This window comes from Paenarthrobacter sp. A20 (genome assembly GCF_024168825.1).
In the GTDB taxonomy this organism is placed as follows: domain Bacteria; phylum Actinomycetota; class Actinomycetes; order Actinomycetales; family Micrococcaceae; genus Arthrobacter.
In genome coordinates, this window is record NZ_JALJWH010000001.1 from 2,989,902 (window position 1) to 3,014,580 (window position 24,679).

Annotated in this window: 24 protein-coding genes and 7 tRNA genes; 10 read left to right on the plus strand and 21 right to left on the minus strand. The window is 62.8% G+C overall.

The window, feature by feature from the left end; translation table 11 throughout:
• Window positions 1-10 precede the first annotated feature (10 nt).
• Window positions 11-229 carry a hypothetical protein gene (locus tag J3D46_RS13860; RefSeq protein ID WP_231338958.1) on the plus strand — a complete coding sequence of 73 codons (219 nt, stop codon included), beginning with the start codon at window positions 11-13 and terminating at the stop codon, window positions 227-229.
• Window positions 230-238: 9 nt separating this feature from the next.
• A complete protein-coding gene (locus J3D46_RS13865) occupies window positions 239-1,216 on the plus strand; it encodes an aldo/keto reductase (RefSeq protein WP_231338957.1) in 978 nt (325 codons plus the stop codon).
• 72 nt (window positions 1,217-1,288) lie between these two features.
• On the opposite strand, the gene J3D46_RS13870 is transcribed toward J3D46_RS13865, so the two are convergent.
• The 9 genes from J3D46_RS13870 to J3D46_RS13910 all read right to left on the minus strand — a co-directional run bounded on the left by J3D46_RS13870 (window position 1,289) and on the right by J3D46_RS13910 (window position 11,405).
• On the minus strand, window positions 1,289-3,430 hold the full coding sequence (locus J3D46_RS13870; RefSeq protein ID WP_231338956.1) for a 3-hydroxyacyl-CoA dehydrogenase NAD-binding domain-containing protein: 2,142 nt from the start codon (window positions 3,428-3,430) through the stop codon (window positions 1,289-1,291).
• Entirely contained in the window at window positions 3,427-4,695 is a 1,269-nt protein-coding gene (locus J3D46_RS13875) for an acetyl-CoA C-acyltransferase (protein WP_231338955.1), read from the minus strand. Before J3D46_RS13875 ends, J3D46_RS13870 begins: the two co-directional genes overlap by 4 nt.
• 191 nt (window positions 4,696-4,886) lie before the next feature.
• On the minus strand, window positions 4,887-6,248 hold the full coding sequence (locus J3D46_RS13880) for an HRDC domain-containing protein (RefSeq protein WP_231338954.1): 1,362 nt from the start codon (window positions 6,246-6,248) through the stop codon (window positions 4,887-4,889).
• Window positions 6,249-6,328: 80 nt separating this feature from the next.
• Window positions 6,329-6,985, minus strand: coding sequence for a DUF3000 domain-containing protein (locus J3D46_RS13885; protein WP_231338953.1), 657 nt, complete (start codon window positions 6,983-6,985; stop codon window positions 6,329-6,331).
• A gap of 64 nt (window positions 6,986-7,049) precedes the next feature.
• On the minus strand, window positions 7,050-8,150 hold the full coding sequence (locus J3D46_RS13890) for a low specificity L-threonine aldolase (RefSeq protein WP_231338952.1): 1,101 nt from the start codon (window positions 8,148-8,150) through the stop codon (window positions 7,050-7,052).
• Between the two features lie 10 nt (window positions 8,151-8,160).
• Entirely contained in the window at window positions 8,161-8,889 is a 729-nt protein-coding gene (locus J3D46_RS13895; protein ID WP_231338951.1) for an SDR family NAD(P)-dependent oxidoreductase, read from the minus strand.
• Window positions 8,889-10,256: a DUF6421 family protein gene (locus tag J3D46_RS13900; protein WP_231338950.1), complete on the minus strand. Its 1,368-nt coding sequence runs from the start codon at window positions 10,254-10,256 to the stop codon at window positions 8,889-8,891. Before J3D46_RS13900 ends, J3D46_RS13895 begins: the two co-directional genes overlap by 1 nt.
• Window positions 10,257-10,458: 202 nt before the next feature.
• A complete protein-coding gene (msrB, locus tag J3D46_RS13905; RefSeq protein ID WP_231338994.1) occupies window positions 10,459-10,899 on the minus strand; it encodes a peptide-methionine (R)-S-oxide reductase MsrB in 441 nt (146 codons plus the stop codon).
• Between the two features lie 14 nt (window positions 10,900-10,913).
• On the minus strand, window positions 10,914-11,405 hold the full coding sequence (locus J3D46_RS13910; protein WP_231338949.1) for a hypothetical protein: 492 nt from the start codon (window positions 11,403-11,405) through the stop codon (window positions 10,914-10,916).
• A gap of 120 nt (window positions 11,406-11,525) precedes the next feature.
• Between J3D46_RS13910 and J3D46_RS13915 the strand changes: the two genes are divergently transcribed.
• On the plus strand, window positions 11,526-12,812 hold the full coding sequence (locus J3D46_RS13915) for a S9 family peptidase (protein WP_231338948.1): 1,287 nt from the start codon (window positions 11,526-11,528) through the stop codon (window positions 12,810-12,812).
• Window positions 12,813-12,826: 14 nt separating this feature from the next.
• Here the strand turns inward: J3D46_RS13915 and ybaK are convergent, their stop codons facing one another.
• The 3 genes from ybaK to J3D46_RS13930 form a co-directional block, all read right to left on the minus strand.
• On the minus strand, window positions 12,827-13,333 hold the full coding sequence (gene ybaK / locus J3D46_RS13920) for a Cys-tRNA(Pro) deacylase (RefSeq protein ID WP_231338947.1): 507 nt from the start codon (window positions 13,331-13,333) through the stop codon (window positions 12,827-12,829).
• Between the two features lie 35 nt (window positions 13,334-13,368).
• Window positions 13,369-13,827, minus strand: a complete 459-nt coding sequence (locus tag J3D46_RS13925; protein ID WP_231338946.1) for a SufE family protein — start codon at window positions 13,825-13,827, stop codon at window positions 13,369-13,371.
• Window positions 13,828-13,899: 72 nt separating this feature from the next.
• Window positions 13,900-14,826, minus strand: coding sequence for a sulfurtransferase (locus J3D46_RS13930; RefSeq protein ID WP_231338945.1), 927 nt, complete (start codon window positions 14,824-14,826; stop codon window positions 13,900-13,902).
• A 209-nt stretch (window positions 14,827-15,035) separates the two neighbouring features.
• On the opposite strand from J3D46_RS13930, the gene zapE reads away from it, so the two are divergent.
• Window positions 15,036-16,076 (plus strand): cell division protein ZapE, encoded by a 1,041-nt coding sequence (gene zapE / locus J3D46_RS13935; protein ID WP_231338944.1) that lies wholly within the window; start codon window positions 15,036-15,038, stop codon window positions 16,074-16,076.
• A 1-nt stretch (window position 16,077) separates the two neighbouring features.
• On the opposite strand, the gene J3D46_RS13940 is transcribed toward zapE, so the two are convergent.
• The 9 genes from J3D46_RS13940 to J3D46_RS13980 form a co-directional block, all read right to left on the minus strand.
• The gene (locus tag J3D46_RS13940) at window positions 16,078-17,295 is read right to left on the minus strand and encodes a benzoate/H(+) symporter BenE family transporter (protein WP_231338943.1); all 1,218 of its coding nucleotides are present in this window, start codon (window positions 17,293-17,295) and stop codon (window positions 16,078-16,080) included.
• Window positions 17,296-17,422: 127 nt separating this feature from the next.
• The gene (locus J3D46_RS13945) at window positions 17,423-17,656 is read right to left on the minus strand and encodes an antitoxin (protein WP_231338942.1); all 234 of its coding nucleotides are present in this window, start codon (window positions 17,654-17,656) and stop codon (window positions 17,423-17,425) included.
• Between the two features lie 95 nt (window positions 17,657-17,751).
• Window positions 17,752-19,206, minus strand: a complete 1,455-nt coding sequence (locus J3D46_RS13950; RefSeq protein ID WP_231338941.1) for an amino acid permease — start codon at window positions 19,204-19,206, stop codon at window positions 17,752-17,754.
• Between the two features lie 178 nt (window positions 19,207-19,384).
• Window positions 19,385-19,460: transfer RNA gene (locus J3D46_RS13955), tRNA-Gly, on the minus strand.
• Between the two features lie 57 nt (window positions 19,461-19,517).
• Window positions 19,518-19,592: transfer RNA gene (locus tag J3D46_RS13960), tRNA-Val, on the minus strand.
• Between the two features lie 34 nt (window positions 19,593-19,626).
• Window positions 19,627-19,699: transfer RNA gene (locus tag J3D46_RS13965), tRNA-Gly, on the minus strand.
• A gap of 57 nt (window positions 19,700-19,756) precedes the next feature.
• Window positions 19,757-19,831: transfer RNA gene (locus J3D46_RS13970), tRNA-Val, on the minus strand.
• A gap of 39 nt (window positions 19,832-19,870) precedes the next feature.
• Window positions 19,871-19,941: transfer RNA gene (locus J3D46_RS13975), tRNA-Cys, on the minus strand.
• Window positions 19,942-19,987: 46 nt separating this feature from the next.
• Window positions 19,988-20,060 (minus strand) — tRNA-Gly (locus J3D46_RS13980).
• A 249-nt stretch (window positions 20,061-20,309) separates the two neighbouring features.
• Between J3D46_RS13980 and J3D46_RS13985 the strand changes: the two genes are divergently transcribed.
• The 6 genes from J3D46_RS13985 to J3D46_RS14010 all read left to right on the plus strand — a co-directional run bounded on the left by J3D46_RS13985 (window position 20,310) and on the right by J3D46_RS14010 (window position 24,676).
• Window positions 20,310-20,384: transfer RNA gene (locus tag J3D46_RS13985), tRNA-Val, on the plus strand.
• Between the two features lie 123 nt (window positions 20,385-20,507).
• Complete coding sequence (locus J3D46_RS13990; protein WP_231338940.1) at window positions 20,508-20,675, plus strand: hypothetical protein; 168 nt, start codon at window positions 20,508-20,510, stop codon at window positions 20,673-20,675.
• A 12-nt stretch (window positions 20,676-20,687) separates the two neighbouring features.
• A complete protein-coding gene (locus J3D46_RS13995; RefSeq protein ID WP_231338939.1) occupies window positions 20,688-21,572 on the plus strand; it encodes a cytochrome in 885 nt (294 codons plus the stop codon).
• Window positions 21,573-21,642: 70 nt separating this feature from the next.
• Window positions 21,643-22,215, plus strand: coding sequence for a peptide deformylase (def, locus tag J3D46_RS14000; RefSeq protein ID WP_231338938.1), 573 nt, complete (start codon window positions 21,643-21,645; stop codon window positions 22,213-22,215).
• A complete protein-coding gene (gene fmt / locus J3D46_RS14005; RefSeq protein ID WP_231338937.1) occupies window positions 22,212-23,132 on the plus strand; it encodes a methionyl-tRNA formyltransferase in 921 nt (306 codons plus the stop codon). The genes def and fmt overlap by 4 nt, the downstream gene beginning before the upstream one ends.
• Window positions 23,129-24,676, plus strand: coding sequence for an RsmB/NOP family class I SAM-dependent RNA methyltransferase (locus J3D46_RS14010; protein ID WP_231338936.1), 1,548 nt, complete (start codon window positions 23,129-23,131; stop codon window positions 24,674-24,676). The genes fmt and J3D46_RS14010 overlap by 4 nt, the downstream gene beginning before the upstream one ends.
• Window positions 24,677-24,679 lie beyond the last annotated feature (3 nt).

The following is a 24,679-nucleotide window of genomic DNA, read 5'->3' on the forward strand; positions in this document are numbered from 1 at the left end:
GGGACCACCCATGTCGTCCAAGAGCAACTGGCCCGGACATACACCGCTGCCCAAGGGCCTCGCTGCCCCTGCGAGACGGGCCTTGGCGCACGAGGGAATTGAGACGCTGGAGCAGCTGGCGGAGTTTGGCGAGGCGAAAATCGCCAAGCTCCACGGCATGGGACCTGTGGCCATTGCACAACTTGAGGACGCCATGGAGGAATCGGGAATCTCCTACAGCGGCGGCTAGGCTGAATTCATGACTGAATACCGACGCCTTGGCCATTCCGGATTGACCGTCTCAGCTGTTGGGCTGGGCTGCAACAATCTGGGGCGCGCCAATACACCCACCGAGTCCCAGGACGGCACGGACGCCGTTATCCACGCCGCACTTGATGCCGGAGTAACGTTCTTCGACGTTGCGGATGTCTATGGACGCGAGCCGGGCCTGAGCGAGTCCATGTTGGGCAAAGCCCTGAAAGGTCGCCGTGATGACGTGGTCATCGGTACCAAATTCGGCATGGACATGGGCGGCGTCAACGGCAACGATTTCGGTGCCCGGGGTTCACGCCGCTACGTCGTGAAAGCCGTAGAGGCGTCGCTCCGCCGCTTGGATACTGAGTGGATCGACCTCTACCAGTTCCATACCCCGGATCCTCTGACGCCCATCGAAGAGACCTTGGCGGCCTTGGATGACCTGGTGACCAGTGGCAAGGTCCGCTATGTCGGGCACTCCAACTTTGCCGGCTGGCAGATCGCCGAGGCTGAGTATGTCGGCCGCCAGGCAGGGGGTGTCCGCTTCATCTCGACGCAGAACCACTACAACCTGCTGGACCGCCGTGCCGAGCTCGAAGTCCTGCCCGCGGCGGGGGCCTTCTCCTTGGGAGTGCTCCCGTATTTCCCGCTCGCCAACGGACTGCTCACGGGCAAGTATTCTGCCGGCAAGGCACCGGAAGGGACCCGGCTGAGCCACACGCGCACCAACTTGGTGCACGACGCCGATTGGGAACAGCTGGGCCGCTTCGGCCAGTTCGCCAAAGAACGGGACATCACCGAGCTGCAACTGGCCTTCTCCTGGTTGGCCGCGCAGCCCGGCGTCAGCAGCGTCATCGCCGGTGCCACCCGTCCGGAGCAGATCCGCGAGAACGCTCAGGCAGTGTGCTGGGTCCCGACGCAGGAAGACCGGGACGAAATGGACGAGATCTTCCCCCGCGCGCCCAAGGTGGCGCTTTTCTAGACGAAGGGGAAGAGGGCCGTGGCCGGAGCAGGTGCTCCAGTCACGGCCCTCTTCCGTCATGTGTCCGGTGGCTTAGGCCGGTGCGGATGCGATTCCGGGTGCCAGGAACCTCTTGCCGTTGACGCGCTCCGATGCGCCCACGCGATCAAGGTACGGTGTGATGCCACCGAGGAACATCGGCCAGCCGGCGCCCATGATGACGCAAAGGTCGATGTCCTCAGGTCCGGCTACGACGCCCTCTTCAAGCATGAGCCCGATTTCCTCTGCCAAGGCATCCTGTGTGCGGCGAAGGACTTCCCCGCCCGTGGATGGGGTGTCGCCGAAGGACAGGATGGCCATGGTTTCAGCCGGGATCACAGGTGCTCCATCGGGGCCCGGGACCCATAGGGACTTCACGCCGTTGTCGATGAGTTTTTGCAGGTTCTGCGATACGGGGAACCGGTCCCCGAACGCTGCGTGGAGCGATTCCTGGACATGCTGCGCAACCGGCAAGCCAACCATGGCGCTGAGCGTGAAAGGCGACATGGGCAGGCCCATGGGGCGTAGCGCACTGTCAGCGACGTCCGCCGGTGTTCCTTCGTCGAAGGCTGCGATGACCTCGCCCATGAGGCGGAGCAGGATACGGTTCACCACAAAGGCGGCGGCATCCTTCACCAGCACGGCCGTCTTCTTGAGGCCCTTGGCGAGTTCGAAAGCGGTAGCCAGGACGGCGTCGTCGGTCTTGGGCGCCCTGACGATCTCCAGGAGGGGCATGACGGCCACCGGGTTGAAGAAGTGGAAGCCCACCAGGCGTTCAGGGTGTTTCAAGTCTTCGGCCATGGCCGTGACGGACAGTGAGGACGTGTTGGTGGCCAGGATGCACTCGGGGGAGACGATCGCCTCAACTTCGGCAAAAACCTGCTTCTTGATGTGGAGCTCTTCGAAGACGGCCTCGATGACGAAGTCGGCATCGGCAAATGCTTCCTTGGAGACGGAACCTGTGATGAGCGCCTTTGTCCTGTTGGCGGCGTCGGGCTTGATCCGCCTCTTCCCCAGCATCTTGTCCACCTCGGCATGGACGTAGGCCACGCCCTTGTCCACCCGGGCCTGGTCGATGTCCGTCATGACGACGGGGACCTTGAGTTGCCTTGCAAAAAGCAATGCGAGCTGGCTTGCCATGAGTCCTGCACCCACGACGCCGATTTTGGTCACCGGGCGGGCCAGCTTGCGGTCAGGGGCGCCTGCGGGACGCTTGGAGCGTTTCTGGACGAGGTCCAGGAACGCGTACACAGTCGAACGGAATTCGTCAGTCTGCATCAGGCCGGCGAGGGTCTCGCATTCAAGTTCGGCTGATTCCGCTTGTGTCATGGTGCGGTTGGCTTCCATGACATCCAGGACCTTGGCCGGGGCGGGGGAGGCGTTCGACGTCTTCGCCTCAACCACTCCGCGACCTGCTGACACGGCGGCCGCCCATCGCGTGGCAACAGCGTCGTCCGAGGCATCCACTGCGTTCTTGCGTTCTGGCGTTACGTCGCCGGTGATGACGCGGGCCGCCCATGCCAGCGACTGCTCAACGAAGTCAGCGGGTTCAAAGATGGCGTCGGCAACGCCGAGCTCAAAGGCCTGCGGTCCGGTAAGGGTTCGGTTGTTGCTCAGCGGGTTCTCGATCATGACCTTGACCGCATTTTCGGGACCGATCAGGCGAGGAAGGATGTAGACGCCGCCCCATCCCGGAACGAGGCCGATGAAAGCCTCCGGCAGGGCCAGCGCACCGGCGCCGGTGGAAACGGTCCGGTAGGTGGACTGCAGGGCGATCTCAAGGCCGCCGCCCAGGGCAAGGCCGTTGATGAAGGCGAAGCTTGGAACTCCCAGATCTGCCAGTGTGCTGTAAACGGCATGGCCAAGCTGTGCCATCCAGAGGCCGTGCTCACGTTCCTTGAGCGTTTTCACGGCTGAAAGGTCGGCGCCTGCCACCAGGAAGTACGGCTTGCCGGTGACGCCGACGCCCACGATTTCACCACGTGACGCGCGTCCCTTGAGGTTCTCCAGGACGCCGCCCAGTTCAACCAGGGTGTTGGGGCCCAGGGTCGTGGGTTTGGAGTGGTCCAGCCCGTTGTCCAGCGTGATCAGAGCGAAAGTGCCTGCCCCGGGAAGCTGGATGTCCTGGACGTAGGAATGGGTAACGACTTCGTCGGGGAAGAGGGCGGCGAGCTTGTGGAATTCGGCGGCGCTCATGCTGCGGCTCCTTCGGTGGTGGCGGTGGTGGTATCAGCGGTGGAGGATGCGTAGTCGGCGTGTTGTGGGTTCTCCCAAATCACAGTGGCACCCATGCCCAGTCCAATGCACATGGTCGTGATGCCGTACCGCACTGAAGGATCTTCCTCGAATTGTCGCGCGAGTTGATTCATGAGGCGAACGCCGGAGGAAGCGAGCGGATGCCCGACGGCGATCGCCCCGCCGTAGCGGTTGACCCGGGAGTCGTCGTCGGCGATGCCGAAGTGGTCCAGGAAGCTGAGGACCTGGACCGCAAAGGCCTCGTTGATCTCGAAGAGCCCGATGTCCTCTATTCCCAGGCCGGCGGACTTGAGGGCCTTCTCGGTTGCCGGAACGGGTCCGATGCCCATGACCTCCGGCTCGACACCGGCGAAGGCATAGGAGACGAGGCGCATTTTGACCGACAGGCCCAGTTCTTGGGCGGCTTCAGCCGAAGCCAGGACGGCGGCGGTGGCTCCATCGTTGAGACCTGCTGCGTTGCCTGCGGTGACCCGGCCGTGGGCCCGGAAAGGCGTGCGCAGTTCGGCGAGGTCGGCCACGGTGGTTCCAGGGCGAGGGGGCTCGTCCGTGGTGTGGAGGGCCCAGCCCTGGCCGGGCTTCATGGTGGCTACGGGCACCAGGTCATGTTGGATTTGCTGGTTGCTGTAGGCGGCGGCCAGTTTTGCCTGGGAAGCGGCAGCGTAGGCGTCCGTGCGGTCCTTGGTGATCGCAGGGAAACGGTCGTGCAGGTTCTCGGCCGTGTTGCCCATGTTCAAGGCTGCCGGGTCAACGAGGCGCTCTGACATGAAACGCGGGTTCGGGTCTGCCCCAGCTCCCATGGGATGGTTTCCCATGTGTTCAACGCCGCCTGCAATGACCACATCGTAGGCGCCGAAGCCGATGCCGCTCGCCGTCGTTGTCACTGCCGTCATGGCGCCTGCGCACATGCGGTCGATCGCGAATCCGGGAACCGTACGGGGGAGTCCGGCAAGCAATGCGGCCGTCCGGCCGATGGTGAGGCCTTGGTCGCCGGTCTGGGTGGTAGCGGCGATAGCCACTTCGTCGACGCGGTCCGCAGGCAGTGACGGGTTCCGCCGCATGAGTTCGCGGATGCACTTCACAACGAGGTCATCGGCCCTGGTGCCCGCATAGATGCCTTTTTCCCCGGCCTTGCCGAAGGGGGTGCGTACACCGTCCACGAAGACGACGTCGCGAACGTTCCTCTGAGCACTGCGTGATGGACTCATGTTTAACTCCTCGTTGAGACATGGTGCCGGATCCCGCATCGCGGGTACTCCGGCTGGCATTGATGCAATGTTACTCGTGGGTAACTTAGCTTGCAAGGCGCATGCTGTCCCTGTTGGCCCGGTTACGGGGACGCAAAAGGCCCGCCACCGCGAACCGTGGTTCGGGTGACGGGCCAGGAGTCGACACTTGCTCAGCCGGCTTCCTTGGGTTGCTGTGGTTCCTTTGCCTGGTGGCTGTCCTTCGCCTTGGCCTCTTTGGTCGGAAGTGGCTTCGGGTTCAAGCATGCTTCGGTGAGGATGGGAGCAGCGAAGGAGACCTGCCACTCGCGCGCACCGAGGGTCCGCAATTCAGCGGCCACGGATTCCAGTGAAATGTCAGCCGGTGGCCGCCACGTAACGCGTCGCAGGTAGTCCGGGGTCAGCAGGTTCTCCACGGGCAGATTGAGTTCGTCGGCCTTTGCCTGCAGGGCAGGCCGTGCAGTCGCCAATCGTGCCGCGGCCTCGGGGTCCCGGTCCACCCAGACCCGTGGCGGCGGCGGGGCGTTGGTGGGCAAATGCAGGGGTGGCAAGTCGGTCAACGTGCGGGCGTTGGTGATGCAACGCAGCCAGCGCGGGGCCTCACGTTGGGCTGAGCGGCCGTGGAATCCCTTCGTCGCCAGGAGTTGGGGGACGGTGGTGGGCATGGCTTTGGCGGCGGCAACGAGGGCGGAGTCGGGAATGAGCCTGCCCGGTGCCACATCCCGTTTGCGTGCCAACTGATCGCGTTCATTCCACAGTTCACGGACAGCGGCCAATTGGCGCCGATCGCGGATTTGGTGCAGCCCTGATGTCTTCCGCCACGGATCGACGCGGGGCGGGGAAATTCCTGCGGCGAGGATCCCGGCAAATTCCTGCTCGGCATACTCCAGTTTGCCGTCCGCCTCGAGCAGTTCGATGAGTTCTTCGCGTAGTTCCGCCAGGACCTCGACGTCGAGGGCCGCGTAACGGAGCCACGGTTCGGGCAGTGGGCGGGTGGACCAGTCTGCCGCGGAGTGTTCTTTGGCGAGTCCGAATCCGAGGAGTTGCTCGATGACGGCCGCCAGGCCGACCCGGGGGAGTCCGGCGAGGCGTGCGGCAAGTTCCGTGTCAAACAGTTTGTCCGGCCACATGCCAAGCTCGGACAGGCAAGGCAGGTCCTGCGTGGCCGCGTGCAGGATCCATTCGACGCCGCGCAGGGCGTCGTTGACGATGTCCAGGTTGTCGAACGGTTCGGGATCGATCAGCCAGGTACCGGCACCCTCACGGCGGATCTGCACCAGGAAGGCGCGCTGGCCGTAGCGGAAACCCGAAGCGCGCTCTGCGTCCACTCCGGCCGGTCCTGTTCCTGCCGCTATGGCAGCAGCACACCGCTCAAGTCCGGCGGGACTATCGATGACAAGTGGCACGCCTTCGCGGGGAGTGTCGAGGTCGATGACTTCAGGGACGTGGCTGTCGAAGCCGTCAACCTTGATGTGGGTGGTGGGATCAGCAACCGGATCGCCGGCTGTGGTTTTATCCAGATTTTCAGGGGTCATGGTGGCTTAAGCTTACCGATTCACGCCGAGGCAGGTTGCTGGCGGCAGTTTGGATGCGGTTGACGGCATGTGGCGGACGGTCAATTCAGCCTCCTGTTGGGAAGTCCCGTGACGCCCGGCGGAAGCGGCGGCAGCCCGGCAAATGTACAGACCATGTCGGACCAGGCCTCCAGGTGGGCCTGGACGTCCGCACTGGCAGGAGTCCAGGAAGCGCGAAGTTCAATGTCTATGGTGTCCGGGCGTTCGGCCAGGGTGCCGAAGCTCTCCGAGAGGATTCTCGTTGCCGTGCCACCAGCAGCGCGGTAGGGGGCTGCGTGGTTCTCGAGGGCGTCCACCAGCCACGTCCAGGCAACAGAGCCCAGCATGCTGTCGTTGCCCATTTCGGCGTCCATCTGGGCGCGGATATAGGTGACAATCCGGAACTCACCCTCCCACACTGCCGATCCGTCGGGATCATAGAGGAGGATGAAGCGGCCGGTGGCGAGTTCGTCGTCTTCTTCGCTTGCCGGTGTGGTGGCCTGGCTCGCTGCGAAGGCCTTGGCGGCCGGTCCATGCACTGGAACCTGGCGGGTGGCTGCGGTGGGACTGAAAACTTCCGCGCCCAAGGCCACTGCGTACGGGGCGAGCCTCGCAGGTGCAGGAATTTCATCAAGGCGCAGTTCACTGCGGCATTGAGCTTTTCGTAGCGTTCCCAGGGCGACGAGAAAGTCCGAGGGAACCTGTGCGAGGGCGTTCACCCTCGCAGATTATGCGGCCGGGGCGGCGAATCCGTGCAGGCTCGCCGCCCCGGTTTGCATGGGGTTATGCGGATCCGAGCTCCTGCTTAATCCCTGCGACAAAGGCGTCGATGTCGTCCTCGGTGGTATCGAAGGAGCACATCCAACGGACCTCGCCGCGGGCAGCGTCCCAGTCGTAGAAAGCGAAGCTCTGGCGCAGGCGGTCGGCAACGCCCGTCGGAAGGATGGCAAAGACGCCGTTGGACTGCGTTGCCTGGGTGGGCTCCACGCCGTCGATCGCCTCAACGGCGGCGCGAAGGCGGGCTGCCATGGCGTTGGCGTGGGCGGCCGATCGCAACCACAGGCCGTCCTCCAGTAATGCGATGAATTGGGCCGAAATGAAGCGCATCTTTGAAGCGAGCTGCATGTTCATCTTGCGTAGGAACTTCAGCCCATCGGCGGCTGCCGGGTTCAGTGCGACCACGACTTCGCCGAAGAGCAGCCCATTCTTGGTCCCGCCAAAGGACAGGATGTCCACGCCGGCGTCGCGGGTAAAGGCACGCAGGGGAACGCCTAGGTAGGCGGCGGCATTAGCCAGGCGGGCACCATCCATGTGCAGCTTCATGCCCTTGGCGTGGGCGTGGTCGGCAATGGCGCGTACTTCTTCTGGCGTGTAGCACGTGCCAAGTTCGGTGGTCTGGGTAATGGAGACTGCGAGGGGCTGGGCGCGGTGTTCATCGCCCCATCCCCAGGCTTCCCGGTCGATCAGCCCAGGTGTCAGCTTGCCGTCCTCGGTAGGTACCTGGAGGAGCTTGATCCCGCCGATGCGCTCAGGAGCGCCGTTCTCATCCATGTTGATATGCGCGGTGGATGCGCAGATGACAGCTCCCCAACGCGGCAGGAGTGACTGCAGGGACAGGACGTTGGCGCCCGTTCCGTTGAAGACCGGGAAGCACTCGATGCCAGGGCCGAACTGCTGCTCCATGACGTCCTGGAGGCGTGCCGTGTAAACGTCCTCGCCGTAGGAAACCTGGTGGCCACCGTTGGCTGAGGCCAGTGCTGAAAGAATTTCCGGGTGCACGCCGGAGTAGTTGTCCGAGGCAAAGCCACGAACCGAAGGGTCATGGAGTTGGCCTGGTACGGCGCTGTGGATTGCCTCTGCTGTGCTCGTCACTTGTTCATTCACGCTTTCAAGTCTATTTGGCCAGCAGGATGCGCTGGCCGTTCAAATGTTCTGCCGGTTCTTCGAACAGCCCGACGGCGGCAGCCGCGAGTTCTTCGACATCTGTGTAACCGGGGAATCGCCTTTCGGGGTGGGCTTCCCGCAGTGCTGAATCCACGAGGGCTTTGACCACAAAAATTACTGCGGCGCTGTGCTGCACGCTGGGAGCGATCGTGCCGGCCGACTGCGTCCGCCGGAAACCGTCGGCCACCGCCAGCGTCCACGCTTCAGCAGCAGCCTTTGCCGCCGCATAGCTTGCGGCCGCGGCCGTAGGAGCGGATGCAGTGGTTGAGGACACCATGGCCAGCCGGCCGTAGGGAGATGCTTCAAGCTGGCTGTAGAAAACCCGGGAGACGTTCCGCAGGGTAGTGACCGCGCTCCGTTCCATGGAGTCCCAGTCTTCATCAGACTGGTCCTCGATGCCCTTGGCGCCGCGCCACCCACCTACCAGATGGACGATGCCGTCGATGCCTTGAACCCCTCGGCCGCCAAGATCGTCCGCCAGTTCACGCACGGACCCAAGGTCAGCGAGATCGCACACCAGTGGCGTCACTCCGTTGCCGGCTTCCACAGCCGCCGCCGTGATGCGAAGCTCGTCCGAACCCACGGTGAACACCTTGTGACCGGCTGCCCCCAATGCGCGCGCCGCAGCGATGCCGGACGCGCTGCTACCGCCGGTCACAAGGATGGTCAGTGTGCTCATCAGGCTACTGTCGCGCCGGTAATGCCGGTGGTGGACTCGATGATGGGGCGCATCTTCTTCTCCAGTGCTTCGTAGAACATGGACAGCGGGAATTCGTCGTCGAGGACTTGGTCGGTCAGTCCACGGGGCGGGCCGTCCAGGGGCAGGGCATCTGGCCCCTTGGCCCAAACCGATGCAGGGTGGGGAGTTACCGTACTTGAAATAAGCTCGTAGGCAGCCAACCAGTGGGCGGCCTTGGGGCGGTCGATGGAGCGCCAGTAGAGCTCTTCGATTTTGGCGCCGAGTTCCACCACAACCGACGCGGCTTCGTCCCAGTCGATGGAGAGCTTGCTGTCCGTCCAGTGAAGCACATGGTGCTGGTGCATCCACGCAAACAGGAGTTGGCCGCCGAGGCCGTCGTAGTTGCGGACCCGGTTGCCTGTGATGGCGAAACGGAAAATCCGGTCGAAGATCACTGCATACTGGACGAGCTTGGCGTGCTTTCGGGCATCGGGATCCGCTTCTTCGTCCTTTTCAATGCGGACGGATTCACGGAACGCCGTCAGGTCACAGCGCAGTTCCTCCAGTGAGTACAGGAAGAAGGGCATCCGCTGCTTGATCATGAAGGGATCGAAGGGAAGGTCGCCCCGCATGTGCGTGCGGTCGTGGATGAGGTCCCACATGACGAACGTGCGCTGGGTAAGTTCCTGGTCCTCGATCAGCTGGGCTGCGTCCATGGGAAGTTGAAGGGACGTCGTTGCTGCGGCCGCCTTCAGGACTCGCCTGAAACGGGCGGCCTCGCGGTCGGCGAAGATGGCTCCCCACGTGAAAGTGGGGGTCTCACGGACGGCGACGGTCTCCGGGAACAACACCGCAGAGTTGGTGTTGTATCCGGGGGTGAAATCGACAAAACGGATGGGGACGAAGAGCTTGTTGGAGTACTCGCCGGCCTCCAGGCCGCCGATGAACTCCGGCCAGATGACTTCGATCAGCACGGCTTCAACCAGCCTGTTGTTGCTGCCATTCTGTGTGTACATCGGGAAGACCACCAAGTGTTGGAGGCCGTCGATGCGCTGTTCCTGGGGCTGGAATGCCTGCAGTGAATCCAGGAAGTCCGGGACTCCGAAACCCCCCTGTGCCCAGTGGCCAAAGTCTTCCACCAGCAGTTCCAGATACCGGGCGTCGTGGGGGAAGAGCGGGGCCAATGCGGTGATGGCATCTGTGATTGTCGCAACGAGGCTGGCTGCCTCGCCGTGGGCGCCGGAATCGGCGATGGAGCCGTCCTGCTCCTGGTATGCCTGCAGGGCCGTGGCCGCAGCCTTAAGCGAAGCCCACTCGGCGTTGTCGGCGGTGACACGCGGGAGGCTGGAGGTGGCGGTGATTGTCATGGAGCTCGGCCCTTTCCAAGTTGGTGAGTTCTTCTGGGCCGAGCGTAGCAAGCAAAAAGCATCGCTAATCCAAGAATGGCTTGAGCATAAGAAACTCTTGTTCAAGTGGGGTTTCTACGTGGTTCGAGATCCAGCGCCGCACCTGTTTTACCGCTGGAGATGCTCCCGGACGGACCGCATCTGGGCGATCCGTCCGGAAGTGCTAACTCTCTTCGGGGTTGACCAGTCGGAGTGAAACGGAGTTGATGCAGAATCGCTGGTCCGTAGGGGTGCCGTAGCCCTCGCCCTCGAACACATGCCCTAGATGGGAATCACAGTTGGCGCAGCGGACTTCAACACGATCCATCCCCATAGTGCGGTCATGAAGGTACCGGACGGTGCCTTCAGCCAACGGCGCCCAGAAGGAAGGCCAGCCACAATGGGAATCAAATTTCTCCCTGCTCGTGAACAACTGGCTGCCACACGCACGGCACTGATACACACCTTCAGTGTGGGTGTCCCAGTATTCGCCGGTGTATGGCCTCTCGGTGCCCGCCTGCCGCAGGACCCGGTATTCTTCCGGGGTCAACTCCTCGCGCCACTGGGCATCGCTCTTCTCCACAGGAGCAGAAGGTGTCTTGCTGGTGTTCTCAGGAGTGTTCATGCCTTCTGCAACGCTCACGAGTCGCCGATAAATCCCGAACCCGCGTACAGGTGCAGGACAGGAAGGCCCAGTTGATCCTGCGCCTTGTTGGCCCAGTCGGTGTGGAAAGTATCGGCGATGGCATGGGGACGCGTCACCACGACAGCCTGGGCAGCATCGAGCGCCCGAACCTTCGCAACCAAGCCGGCCACGGCACCGCCGTCGAAAACCTCTCCTGTGACGCCGCCACCCAAGCCGGCCAAGGCCGACAGCGAAGCCGCCAACGTCTCGGAAGCTTCTGCACGCTCGGCCTCGGGGTCCGGCGACTGCGCAGTGAGTTCGCGGAAAGCCTTGGCAATATCAAGCAAGGAAAGATTCTCCAGGAAGTCCACCAAGAGGTGTCGCTCGGTATTGGAAGGCACCAGGACAACAAGGGGTGCGTCTCCACCATCCACAAGTTTGGCGATGTTAACGCGGTCGTCGGGGCCAAGGGGTTCTTCAGTCAGGATGACTATGGGATCACTCATGGCTACAGCGTAGTCCCGGGGAACCGGTGTCCGCAGGCTTTTGGTCCCGAATCCGCGGGCCGCTGCGCCGCGCGGTCCGTAAGTGCACCGGGCGGCGTCAGGAACGGCAACAATGGAACCATGGCATCGACTAACCGGTCAGCGAGCGACGCTGCAGAGAACACACTGTCCCTCCGCACCAAATGGGCCATTGCCGGCTTCATCGCGGGTGGCACCCTCGCCGGACTGGTGGGAGCCGGGTCCTCGGCGCTCGCAGTCTACTTTGCCCGCCGGGTCATCACCCCGGCCGCCCGCCACGAGGACCAGGAAGTCCTGGCAGTCATCCGAAGTGACCAAGGGCTGCAGGTCATCCTCGCCGCCACCCCTGATACGACCATCGACGGCGTGTTCAGCCTCTTTTTCTCTGGCGGCCAGGGCCACGCCAGGATTGGCCGGATCGTGTCGTATTCTCCTGCGGAACAGACGGTCCTTCGAGAGGTCGAGGAAGTCTACAGCGGCAACCTGCAGGAGGCCCGCCGCGGGTGGTGGAGCGGTGCTACCTACCCGGACCCGGCCGCGATCGGCCTTGCGGCTGAAGACGTGGACATAGAGGTCGACGGCGGGAAGGCACCGGCGTGGCTGATCCGCGCCGACGCTTCGGCGCCCGCCCCCGTGTGGGCAATCATGGTGCACGGCCGAGGCGCCACCCGGCTCGAAGGGCTCCGGGCAGTACGTACCGCGCACGACCTGGGCTTGGACAGCCTGCTGATCTCCTACCGCAACGACGGATTGGCTCCGTCGGCACTCGACGGTCGCTATGGACTGGGATCCACTGAATGGCGCGATGTTGAGGCTGCGATCGAATACGCGCTGGAGCATGGGGCACGGGAGATCGTCCTTTTTGGGTGGTCCATGGGCGGGGCCATCAGCCTGCAGACGGCCGATCTCTCCAAATACAGGCACCTGATCCGCGCCCTGGTGCTGGACGCCCCTGTTATCAACTGGGTCAACGTCATGGCGCACCACGCCGAAATGAACAGGATTCCCTACACTGTGGGGCGCTATGGACAGCTGATGCTGGGACACCCGCTGGGGCGCAGGCTTACCGGCCTCGCGGCTCCTGTTGACTTGAAGGCGATGGACTGGGAAGCCCGCGCCATTGAGCTGCGCACTCCTACGCTGTTGATCCACAGCGTAGATGACGATTACGTTCCCTTCGGGCCATCTGCAAGCCTCGCTGAAAAGAACCCGGAAATGGTCACCTTTGAGCCGTTCAACGGCGCGCGGCACACCAAGGAATGGAACGTCGATCCGGAACGGTGGCAGCGCGTGGTTCACGCCTGGCTGCAACGCCAGTTGGCTCCGAGGAGCAATCCGGGACAGGGCGGCAGTGCGGGCCCAGCAGCTGTGTCAGGACCTGTCGGATAGGGTCGTGCCTGGCTTCAGACCTTCGCCGTCGGAGAGGTACCGATGGGTGCAACGGCGGCCTTGGTCAGCTTGATAAGGTCCCTCGGAGCAAGTTCGATGTCCAGCCCCCGGCGTCCGCCGGATACCAGGATGGTGGCAAAGGTCAGCGCTGATTCGTCCAGAACCGTTGGAGAGGACTGGCGCTGTCCCAGCGGCGATATGCCGCCAAGCACATATCCGGAGCGACGTTCAGCGGCTTTGGGATCTGCCATGGCCGCTTTCTTTGCCCCCAGGGCGGCAGCCACGGACTTGAGGTCGAGGTTGCCGGACACTGGGACAATGGCCACCGCCAGCCGGCCTTCAACTTCCACCATCAGCGTCTTGAATACCCGCGCGGTCTCGATGCCCAGGACTTCGGCGGCTTCCAGGCCGTAACTGGCAGCCGCCGGATCATGGGCATAGGGGTGCAGCACAAAGGGAACGCCGGCCGCAGCAAGCGCTGCAGTGGCCGGCGTTCCCTGTGAAGCCATCTTCTTGGCCATACCGTGTGGGCGTGCCTTTCAGTGTTCCAGCCGGTTCAGTGTTCCAGCCGGCCCGCGGCTGCAACCTTGCGCTTGATACGGCCGAGCATGGCGGTCATTCCCCGCATGCGCAGGGGAGTGATGGCCCGGGTCAGGCCCAGCAGTTCGGGCATGTCGTCCGGAACAGCCAGGATTTCTTCGGCTGTCAGTCCGTCCAGGCCCTCGTGCAGGACACCTGCGAAGCCACGGGTGGTCGGCGCCTCCTGCGGAGCCTTGAAGAAGAGCCGGTACTTACGGGCACCGTCTGGATTCTTCTCGGATTCGATGGTGAGGAACAAAGGCGACTGGCATTCCACGACCTGCTCCAGCAGCTCGGGGTGGTCCTTCAAACGCTCAGGAAGCTCCGGCAGGCCCCGGGAGAACTCAAGCAGAAGCTGCAGGCGGTCAGGCTCCGTCAGTGCCTGGAAGTCATCGACGATCTCCGCCAATGCGGCGGGCAAAGTGTATGTACTCATCTCTTCCAGCTTACGCACTACAGCGGCGAATGCACTTTGTGTGCCGCAACACTACGGGCCCCCGCTGCTTTGCTAGTTGCTTGCGAAAGCGGCAGGGACAGCACCCCGGTCGGCGCCCTTGACGATGGGAACCCGAACCGCGTTGCCCCACTCCGTCCAGGAGCCGTCGTAGTTGCGTACGGTATCGAAGCCGAGGAGGTATTTCAGGGCGAACCACGTGTGGCTTGAACGTTCGCCGATGCGGCAGTACGCCACCACGTCGTCGCCCGCCTTGAGCCCGGCCTCGCCGAGGTACAGGGCTTCGAGTTCTTCACGGCTGCGGTAGGTGCCGTCTTCCGCAGCGGCACGGGCCCACGGAATCGATGCGGCCGTGGGGATGTGGCCGCCACGGAGGGCGCCTTCCTCGGGGTAGGCCGGCATGTGGGTGCGCTGGCCCGTGTATTCCTCGGGGGAGCGGACATCGATCAGGGGGTTGCCCAGGTGCGCCAGGACGTCTTCCTTGAACGCGCGGATGGGAGCGTCATTGCGCTCTACCTCCGGGTATTCGCCGACGGCGGGCTGAGAAGCTTCGGTGGTCAGCTCGCGGCCTTCAGCGATCCACTTGTCCCGGCCGCCGTCCAGGAGACGGACATCCTGGTGGCCGAAAAGGGTGAAAACCCAGAGGGCGTAGGCGGCCCACCAGTTGGACTTGTCGCCGTAGATGACCACGGTGCTGTCACGGGAGATGCCCTTGGACGCGGCGAGGGCGGCGAATGCGGCACCATCCACGTAGTCACGGGTGACTTCGTCATTCAGGTCGGTGTGCCAGTCGATCTTGACGGCGCCCGGGATGTGGCCGGTCTCGTACAGGAGGACGTCTTCATCGGACTCCACGACAACCAGCTTGCCGTCGGCAATAGCGCCGTCTGCAAGTGCTGCCGCGAGCCATTCGGTGGAGACAAGGCGTTCAGGGTTCGCGTACGACGCGAACTTTTCGTTCTGTTCAACGGGGTAGGACATGGTGATGGCCTTTCACTGACAACGGACGGAGCCAGGCCGGGGAGGATGGTGCAAGCGCCAGCCCGGCGTGCTCCCAACACTAACCACGGGTCGCCAGGAATGCTTCCCTGTGGTCATACGGTGAAACATGGGCTTGGTCACGTGTCCGTTCCGAGCGCTCCGAAGCCGGTATTCTTGCTGGGGACCTAATACCGAAGGAACGGACCACCGTGGTACAGATCGAACAACTGGCTGCCCGCACGCCGGCAGTCTCCGTGGAGGAACTCCTCAAGGGTTTCTACCCCTCTCCGCGATTCGGAGAGGTGTCGTTCGACAGCTACCGGCCCGACCCGTCGCAACCGAGTCAAGCAAACGCTGTAAAGCTCCTCTCGGCCTTTGCAGATGGTGTGGGCTCCGACGAAGGCAGCGGGCTCTTCAAGAAACTGTTCGCCAAAAAGGCGCCGGCCACCAGGGCGGGAATCTACCTGGACGGTGGCTTCGGTGTCGGTAAGACCCACCTCTTGGCGTCTCTGTGGCACAGGTCTCCGGGTCCGAAGGCCTTCGGCACCTTCGTGGAATACACCAACCTCGTGGGGGCACTCTCCTTCCGAAAGACTGTTGAAGCCCTCAGCAGCTACAAGCTGGTCTGCATCGACGAATTCGAACTCGACGATCCCGGGGACACCGTGCTGATGTCCCGCCTCATGCGTGAACTGGCCGACGCCGGCGTCAAGCTCGCTGCCACGTCCAACACACTGCCCGGTTCGCTGGGCGAAGGGCGCTTTGCCGCCGTCGACTTCCAGCGTGAGATCCAGGTCCTCGCCGACCAATTCGACGTCGTCAGGATCGACGGCGAGGACTTCCGCCATCGCGGCTTGCCGGCTGCTCCTGCGCCGCTCAAGACAGAAGAACTCAAGCACCGCATGAAAGCCGAATTCGACGGCAAGACTGTGGCCGTGGACGACTTCCGCACCCTCGTCAACCACCTGGCCGCCGTCCACCCCAGCCGTTACCGGCAGCTCATCTCGGGTGTGGAGGCAGTGGTGTGGAGTGACGTCGAAACCGTTACCGAACAGGCGGTCGCCCTGCGCTTTGTGGTGCTGGCCGACCGGCTGTACGACAAAGATGTGCCCATCCTTGCCAGCGGCGTCCCCTTCGATAAGCTCTTTACCGAAGAAATGATGACCGGCGGCTACACGAAGAAGTACTTCCGCGCTGTTTCCAGGCTGACCGCACTTGCCCGTGAGGCCCAAAACCACGAGCCTGCCTGATTCAGGCCTTCTGAAGAGGCTCCCTGCTCTTCAGCATCCAGCGGACCAGGATACCTCCAGCCAAAGCCCAGAAAGCAGCGCCCACACCGGCGAAGCTGAGGCCCGATGCTGCCAGTAGGAAAGTGATGCACGCCGGAATGCGTTCCTCGGTGACGGCCAGGGCGGAGGATATTGACGCGGCCAAGGTCCCCAGGAGTGCGAGACCGGCCACGGCCTCAAGAAGTCCTGGCGGGGCAGCAGCCACCAAGGTAACCAGTGCTGCGGATGCGGCTGCGAGGACCAGATAGGCGAAGCCGGAGACGAACGCGGCGATCCAGCGCCTGCCATGGTCTTTGCCCGCCTCCTCACCCGCGGCCAGTGCCGCGCTGAGAGCAGCCAGGTTGATGGCATGGCCTCCGAAGGGTGCACCGACCATGGTTCCAGCTCCAGTGACCAGCATGGATGAACGCCATGGCGTGGCGTACCCAAATGACTTCAGCACCGCGACACCGGGAATGTTCTGCGACGCCATCGTGACGATGAACAAAGGCAACGCCAGCCCCACAGCAGCCTCCAGGGAAAAAGCAGGGGTGGTCCATTCCAGCCTGGGCAGGAGACTGTCCACAGGTAACTGGACACCATTGGAAGCGATGTGGATTCCGATGACGGCAAGGGCAACCAGCAACGACGCCGGGACCGACCACCGCGGTGCGAATTTCATCAGGACAACCCAGCACAGGACCACTGGAGCAATGAAGAGCGGCGCCGAGCCCAACGACTTGAAAGGCGCCAGGCACAGGGGGAGTAAGACCCCGGCGAGCATGGCTTGCGCCAATGCCGTGGGGATTTTAGCCATGAGCCGGCCCAGGACGGGAAGCAAACCTGTGAGGACGATCAGTACCCCGACGATCAAAAAGGCACCAACGGCGGCCGGCCAACCGCCGTCGACCATTCCAGCAGAGGCGAGCAGCGCCGCGCCAGGCGTGGACCATGCGAGCGTCACCGGCATCCGGGATCGCCAGGACAGCCAGAGAATGCCCAGGCCAAAAGTAAGGGTCAGAACCAGCAAGCCGCTGGATGCCTGGGACTGATTGGCCCCGACAGACTGCAAACCCGCAAGGACAACAGCGAATGACGAGGTGAAACCGACAAGCGCCGTGACGATGCCGGCAGTGATCGGTGGGCCCAGTGGCTCCCGGTTGGTCCGGGGTTGCGTGGTTGACGGGGAGACTGAAGGCATAGAGACCAAAGTACCTGACCGGCCAAAGGCGACCGTAGAAGTTGGCCGTTAAACGCCAAGGGCACCGGTGGCGCCTCTCGGCGGGACCGGTGCCCCCTTGACGTATCTGGTACGGCGGCTCAGGCAGCTATGGCTGCTTCGGCTCATCCGCGACGGGAGCCTGCTGAGGCTCTCCGTCATTCTTGGCCACGAAGTCGGAAGCGGCATTCTGGACCTTGTCGACGTGACCGGCGTACTTGCCGCCCGTCTTCTCGTCCACAAAATCCCCGGCCTTTTCGATGCCATTCTTGATGGCTTCTTCGTTGCCTTGAATGAGACCCTGAGCCTTACCCTTCAGGTCGTCAATTAAACCCACGGGCACCTCCCTTCCATCGCGGAGCCAGTTCGCTCCTCCGCGTCCGACCCTAACACCAGATGGTATGGGTGCCAAGGGTTCGGGGCGGTGCTGTGGTCAAACTATGCCGACGGCGTACTGGACACCTTATGGCGGGGACTATCCGGGTTCATCAGCGAGTGCCTTCGGCCGTAGGCGAAGTAGATCACCAGCCCGATGACCAGCCACACTCCGAAACGCAACCAGGTTTCCCAGTGCAGTTGGAACATGAGGAATGCCGAAGCAAGGACGCCGAAGGCGGGAACCACCGGCATGAGCGGCAGGCGGAAGGTACGCGGAGCGTTGGGCTTGGTGTAGCGGAAGACAATCACGGAAACACAAACCACCACGAAAGCGGCCAGGATACCGATGTTGGTCAGGTCGGCCACTTCCTTGATGGGGAAGACGCCGGCAAGGAACGCCGAGGCGACGCCGGCGATCCATGTGACGCGCTGTGGCGTGCCGTGCCGGTCCGTTTTGGCGAACCAGCCTGGCAGCAGGCCGTCGCGGCTCATGGAGAACCACACGCGGGTGACGCCCAACAGGAACGTGAGCATGACGGTCAGGATGGACAGGACAGCGAAGACCGAGATGATGGTGGCAATGACCGGGAGTCCGACCCCTTGGAACGCCGATGCGAAGCCGGCGGTGGGATTGATGTCCTTGTAGTTCTGCATCCCCGTGAGGACCAGCGTGGCAGCGACGTACAACAGCATGGCAATGATCAAGGACAGGATGATGGCCTTGGGCATGTGCTTCTTGCCGTCCTTGGCCTCTTCCGCCGCTGTACTCATGGCGTCATAACCGAAGACTGCGAAGAAGACGGTCGCGGCGCCGGCAATGACCGGACCGAAGCCACTGGGCATGAACGGGTTGTAGTTCTCAGCGTTCACGTAGAAAATGCCAAGGCCGATGATGAAGAGGATCAGGATGACCTTGATGGCTACCGCGACAAGTTCGAACCGGCCGAACGCCTTGGTTCCACGGCTCAGGATCCACGTTACCAAGAGGCAGACGAGGATCGCGGGGAGGTTGATGATGCCGCCCTTGCCCTCGTCGGCAGTGGACGTCATCCAGGTTGGCATGTGGATTCCGATGCCGGAGAGGAACGCGTCAAAGTAGCCGGAGATGCCGATGGCCACCACTGCCACGATGGCGATGTATTCCAGCAGGAGGTCCCAACCGATGAACCAGCCAATGATCTCGCCAAGGGCCACATAGCCGTAGGTGTAAGCCGAGCCGGCACGGGGGATCATCCCAGCGAATTCGGCGTAGGAAAGCGCGGCTGCGCCGGACGCCAGGCCGGCGATCAGGAAGGAAAACAGCACGGCAGGGCCAACGCCCGGAGTTCCCTCGCTGCCATGGGCTACAAGTCCGGCAAGGGAGAAAATCCCGACGCCGATAATTCCCCCGACGCCGATGGCCGTCAGTTGCCAGAGGCCAAGACTCTTGAATAGTCCGCTGTGCTTGTTTTCTTCCTCAATGTCGTCGATCGGCTTGCGTCTCAGGACGGACTTGGAAGTCGTCTGTTGATTCATGGGGGTACTCCTGCCAGTTGGCGTGGAACGGTGATGAGCTCGCAGTACATTATGCGAGCCGAATCACATTAGATAAAGCGAATTCTTCTGAGGGGTATCAGTTACTTCACGTAATGAGTCGGCGATAAGCCAAAATTGGGCACAAAAAAAGCAGCTCCGGGGAGCTGCTTTTCTTTTCTGGAGCGGACGACGAGATTCGAACTCGCGACATCCACCTTGGCAAGGTGGTGCTCTACCAGCTGAGCTACGTCCGCACATGTTGTCTTCCGGGCTGATGCCTGGCCGTCAACAACAAACAAGTTGCCTTGTTCTGGTGGGCGATACTGGGATCGAACCAGTGACCTCTTCCGTGTCAGGGAAGCGCGCTACCGCTGCGCCAATCGCCCGTTACCGGGTCCTTCAATGTCCTTCAAAAAGGAGAGCGGACGACGAGATTCGAACTCGCGACATCCACCTTGGCAAGGTGGTGCTCTACCAGCTGAGCTACGTCCGCACATGTTGTCTTCCGGGCTGATGCCTGGACGTCAACAACAAACAAGTTGCCTTGTTCTGGTGGGCGATACTGGGATCGAACCAGTGACCTCTTCCGTGTCAGGGAAGCGCGCTACCGCTGCGCCAATCGCCCATGCATCCAGCCAACTGCTGGAAGACATGGTTTTCACCGAGGTGGGTACGGGATTCGAACCCGTGTATACGGCTTTGCAGGCCGCTGCCTCGCCTCTCGGCCAACCCACCGTGTAAGCCGAATTCCGGGGAATTCCTGCTTTGACAGTGCCTTGCGAGCGGACGACGAGATTCGAACTCGCGACATCCACCTTGGCAAGGTGGTGCTCTACCAGCTGAGCTACGTCCGCAGTGTCGTTTCGGCGGGCAGCCCTGCAGGCTTTCCGTCGCTTTCCGACGAGTAAAAACTCTATAGGAGGTTCCTGCAATCTCCAAATCGGTAGCTTGCATTGGTGCGCGATGGCCCCTGGATCCTTGATTTTCCGGGAAACCCGCGGAGTTTCATGGCTGTAATTCCATGGTTGTAGTTCGACCGCAAATGCAGCGCTCCGATGGGTTTTGCATTCCAGCGATGGTCCGTTAGTGTTTTCTATGCACCCGGGCGATTGGCGCAGTGGTAGCGCGCTTCGTTCACACCGAAGAGGTCACTGGTTCGAACCCAGTATCGCCCACCACCGGGAAGCCCCGTTTGGACTGATTGTTTCGGTCCGAACGGGGTTTCTTTTTGCTTGCGCCTTGTTTGTCTGGGGATTGTGCGTTTCTGCGTCACGAACCGGGCGGACGCGATACCCATCAACATGCGCGAACAAAAAGAACCAGAATTGTCCCCGGCTGCCGCGGAACCCGCCCTGCTGTTCGAGGATCTTGCCTTGACGGCCCCTATCCTCGCTGGAAAGCTCGCCCGGCTGCCCCCGGAGCAGCTCGCAATGGTCTTCCCGCCGGAGAATTCTGTCGGCCCTGTATGACACAGTCTTTATATGACTGCTCCACTGCTTGCCCACGCTACTGACTACGGCCGGATGTATGCCCGCTCCACCACGGAGCAATTTTCGGTGCCCTCGATCACCACGGTAATCGGACAACAGGCGCACTCATTGGATGGCTGGTTCAGTTACATGGGTGCGAGCAGTCTCGCTGCGGATCCGGAGCTTCCCGCGATCCTGGGGAGTCCAGCCAAGACCCGCCAGGCCATCAACAAAGCCGCCAAAGCGGCGGAGGTGTACCGGGATGCAGCGGCAGCACGCGGCGACCGCGTGCACACCTACTGCGAGCAGGTTGCCTTGCGTGCTCTGGGGCGCCCGCACCGCATGCAGGAATGCCGGGACGACCTCGCAGCCCATGGTGAGGAGGCGTTTGCCGCCCGTTTTGATGAATGGTGGGAGCTGTACCGGGTGGAGCCGTTGGCCCCCGAGATCACCGTGTGGAACAAGACTGTGGGCTACGCCGGGACACTTGACCTTGTGGCCCGGATCAACGGACGTATCTGCCTGATCGACTACAAGACCAAAGGCACTACCCGGGACGGAACGGTCAAGGCGCTGGATGACAAAGTGGTCATGCAGCTTGCCGCTGGGATGAAGGCTGAGGAGAGCCTGGTTGATCCCGTTGCCGGGGAATGGGAGCCATGGAAATACGGCGACAATCCCATGCTGCTCGCTGTAGCCATCGGAGAGACCGAAGTCAGGCCGATGCGGGCCAACCCGGAAATCCTCAAGCACCACTGGTGGAAGTTCTGCGCCCTTCGGCGCGTCTGGGAAATGTCGGCAGACGTCTCTGCAGCGGGACAAGCACTGTTGCCCATTGCTCCACCTGTGTTTGCATCGGTTGGGGCCGGGGCGGCAAGCAGCGGCAGCGGCGAATGACCTCAACTAAACTGGCTTAGGCTCCGCAACACCCGGAGCCGGGTTTGACGATAGTGAGGACTGACAGCACATGGCAATTTTGAGTATCCGAATCATCGGGGATCCGGTGTTGCGCACCGTAGCGGACCCCGTCACCGATTTCGGTCCGGAGCTCGCCAAGCTGGTAGCTGACATGACCGAAACCATGGAAGACGTGGAGGGTGCAGGACTCGCCGCTCCTCAGATCGGTGTCAGCCAGCGCGTTTTTACCTACCGCATTGGGGGAGTGGAAGGCCACATCATCAACCCGGTCCTGGAGAACAGCGATGACTTCCAGCCGGACGAAGTAGAGGGTTGCCTCTCGATCCCCGGCCTGGGCTTCCCGGTCCGCCGTTTCCGGACAACCAGGGCCACCGGTGTTGATATCAACGGCAACCCGGTCTCGGTGGAAGCCGAGGGCATGCTGGCCCGGTGTTTCCAGCACGAGACGGACCACCTTGACGGCATTTTGTACACGGACAGGTTGGAAGGGGAGGACCGCAAGGCAGCTCTCCGTGCCATCCGGAACGCCAATTACCACGCCATTACCGAGCAGACCACGTCCAAGCGTGCCAACACCGTGGGATCAAGCTTCGGTGGCGGCAGCTTCGGAGCGCCGGAGTGAGGGTCCTCTTCGCCGGAACTCCCGCCGTCGCTGTCCCTTCGTTGGATGCTTTGGTCGAAGCCGGTTTCGACGTCGTTGCTGTCCTGACGCGCCCGGACGCACCAGTTGGGCGGAAACGCATCCTGACTCCATCGCCTGTGGCTGCACGGGCGATGGAACTGGGTATCGAGGTCATTCGTGCTGCAAAGGTCGATGCCGGTACCACGGCCAGAATCGCGGAGTTCACTCCCGACGTCGCCGCCATTGTTGCCTATGGAGGCATCGTTCCCAAAGCTGCCTTGGGTGTCCCGAAGCACGGCTGGGTCAATCTGCACTTCTCCCTCCTCCCTGCGTGGCGCGGCGCAGCGCCGGTCCAGCGATCCATCATCGCTGGAGACGATGTCACCGGCGCTGTGACATTCCAGCTCGAAGAAGGCCTTGACACCGGGCCTGTGTTCGGAACTCTTACTGAGACAGTTGGTCCCGAGGATACTGCCGGTGAGCTGCTGGAGCGGCTCTCCATCAGCGGTGCAGTACTGCTCAGCCAGACCCTCTCCGCGATCGACGCCGGTCAAGCGTCACCTCAGCCTCAAATCGGGGACGTGTCCTTGGCTCCCAAGCTGACGCTCGACGACGGGCGTCTGGACTGGCAACAGCCCGCACTGGCCTTGAACCGCCGGGCACGCGGGGTTACTCCCGAGCCCGGGGCATGGACCACCTTGGACGGCCAGAGAGTCAAGCTGGAATCTGTCGAGTTGAGGCCCGAAGTCAAGGACCTGGCGCCTGGGTCCATCCGTGCGGATGGCAAATCCGTCCTGGTGGGAACCGGTTCCCATGCACTAGCGTTGGGCCGGATCCAGCCGGCAGGCAAGAAAATGATGTCGTCGGCTGATTGGGCCCGCGGCTTGGCAGCACCCGAGAGAGTGGTATTCGAATGAGCGAGTCCGGCCGCCGAGGCCCCAACAACAGCGGGAGCCGGGATGGCGGCGGGCAAGGAAATCGCGGACCACGCGGCGAGAGCAAACGCAACGCCCAGGGCAGGGAGCGGAACAGGGGACCCCAGCGGGGCTTCACCAACAACGCGCCCTCCCAACGGACGCGCCGCGCTGATCCGGCCCGCCTTGTGGCCTTCGAAGTCCTCCGTGCCGTTGCTTCCGAGGATGCCTACGCCAACCTCGTGCTTCCAGCCCGCATCCGCGAACACCGCTTGGATCGCCGGGACGCCGGCTTCGCCACAGAGCTGAGCTATGGCGCCTTGCGCGGTCAAGGCACCTACGACGCCATTCTTGCCCGCTGTGTGGACCGCCCCCTTGATCAGTTGGATCCGGCAATCCTGGATGCCCTCCGGATTGGCGCCCATCAGTTGCTTTCAATGCGAGTTCCTGCGCATGCGGCGTTGGACCAGACCGTTGGCCTGGCACGAGCCGTCATCGGCGCAGGTCCGTCGGCCTTGATCAATGCAGTCCTTCGCAAGGTCACTGCCCACAGCATGGGCGAGTGGCTGGACATCCTGCTGGCCAATGAAACCGATGAGACCCGGATCGCCTCGCTCCGGCATGCCCACCCCGAATGGATCGTGCGCGCACTGCGCCAGTCACTGGTCAACCATGGCCGTCCGAAGTCGGAGATTGATGACCTGCTGGAGGCGGACAACGCCGCGCCGGTGGTCAATCTTGTGGCGCTGCCGGGCTTGGGAAGCCTGGACGAGGCTTTCGAGAATGGGGCCACGGCAGGGGAACTGGTGGAAGATTCGGCATTGTCCGCCGGTGGAGACCTCGGTCGCCTGGAGACGGTCCGTCGCGGAACCACCCGTGTCCAGGATGTCGGATCCCAGCTGGTTGCCCGTGCTTTGGCCGGCGTGGACCTTGATGCCCCTTCCGGAAGCGAACGCTGGCTGGACTTGTGCGCCGGTCCGGGAGGCAAGGCCGCCCTTCTGGCTGCCCTGGCGCACCGGGACGGCGCTACCTTGTTGGCCAATGAGCCCGCGCCACACAGGGCGAAGCTCGTACAGCAGGCCCTTTCAGCTGTTCCGGAGGACACCTGGTCGGTACGGACTGGTGATGGACGCGACGTGGGTTCGGAACAGGCAGAAGCTTTCGACCGCGTGCTGGTTGATGTTCCCTGCAGTGGGCTGGGAGCGTTGCGTAGGCGACCCGAATCGCGGTGGCGGCGCTCACCCAAGGACATTGGTGACCTCGGCCCGTTGCAGCGTGATCTCCTGAAGTCTGCAATTGATGCCGTGAAGCCCGGCGGCGTGGTTGCTTACGTGACATGCTCGCCGCACCCGGCCGAGACCACCGCGGTTGTCAGCGACGTCATGTCCAAACGTGAGGACCTGGAACTGCTCGACGCCGGTCAGGCGCTTGACGATGTCAGCCTCACCGGGAACTTGGGCGCCGGTCACGAACAAACAGCCCAGTTGTGGCCGCACGTCCACCAGACCGATGCCATGTTCATGGCCATCATCCGTAAAAAGCCGTAAGTG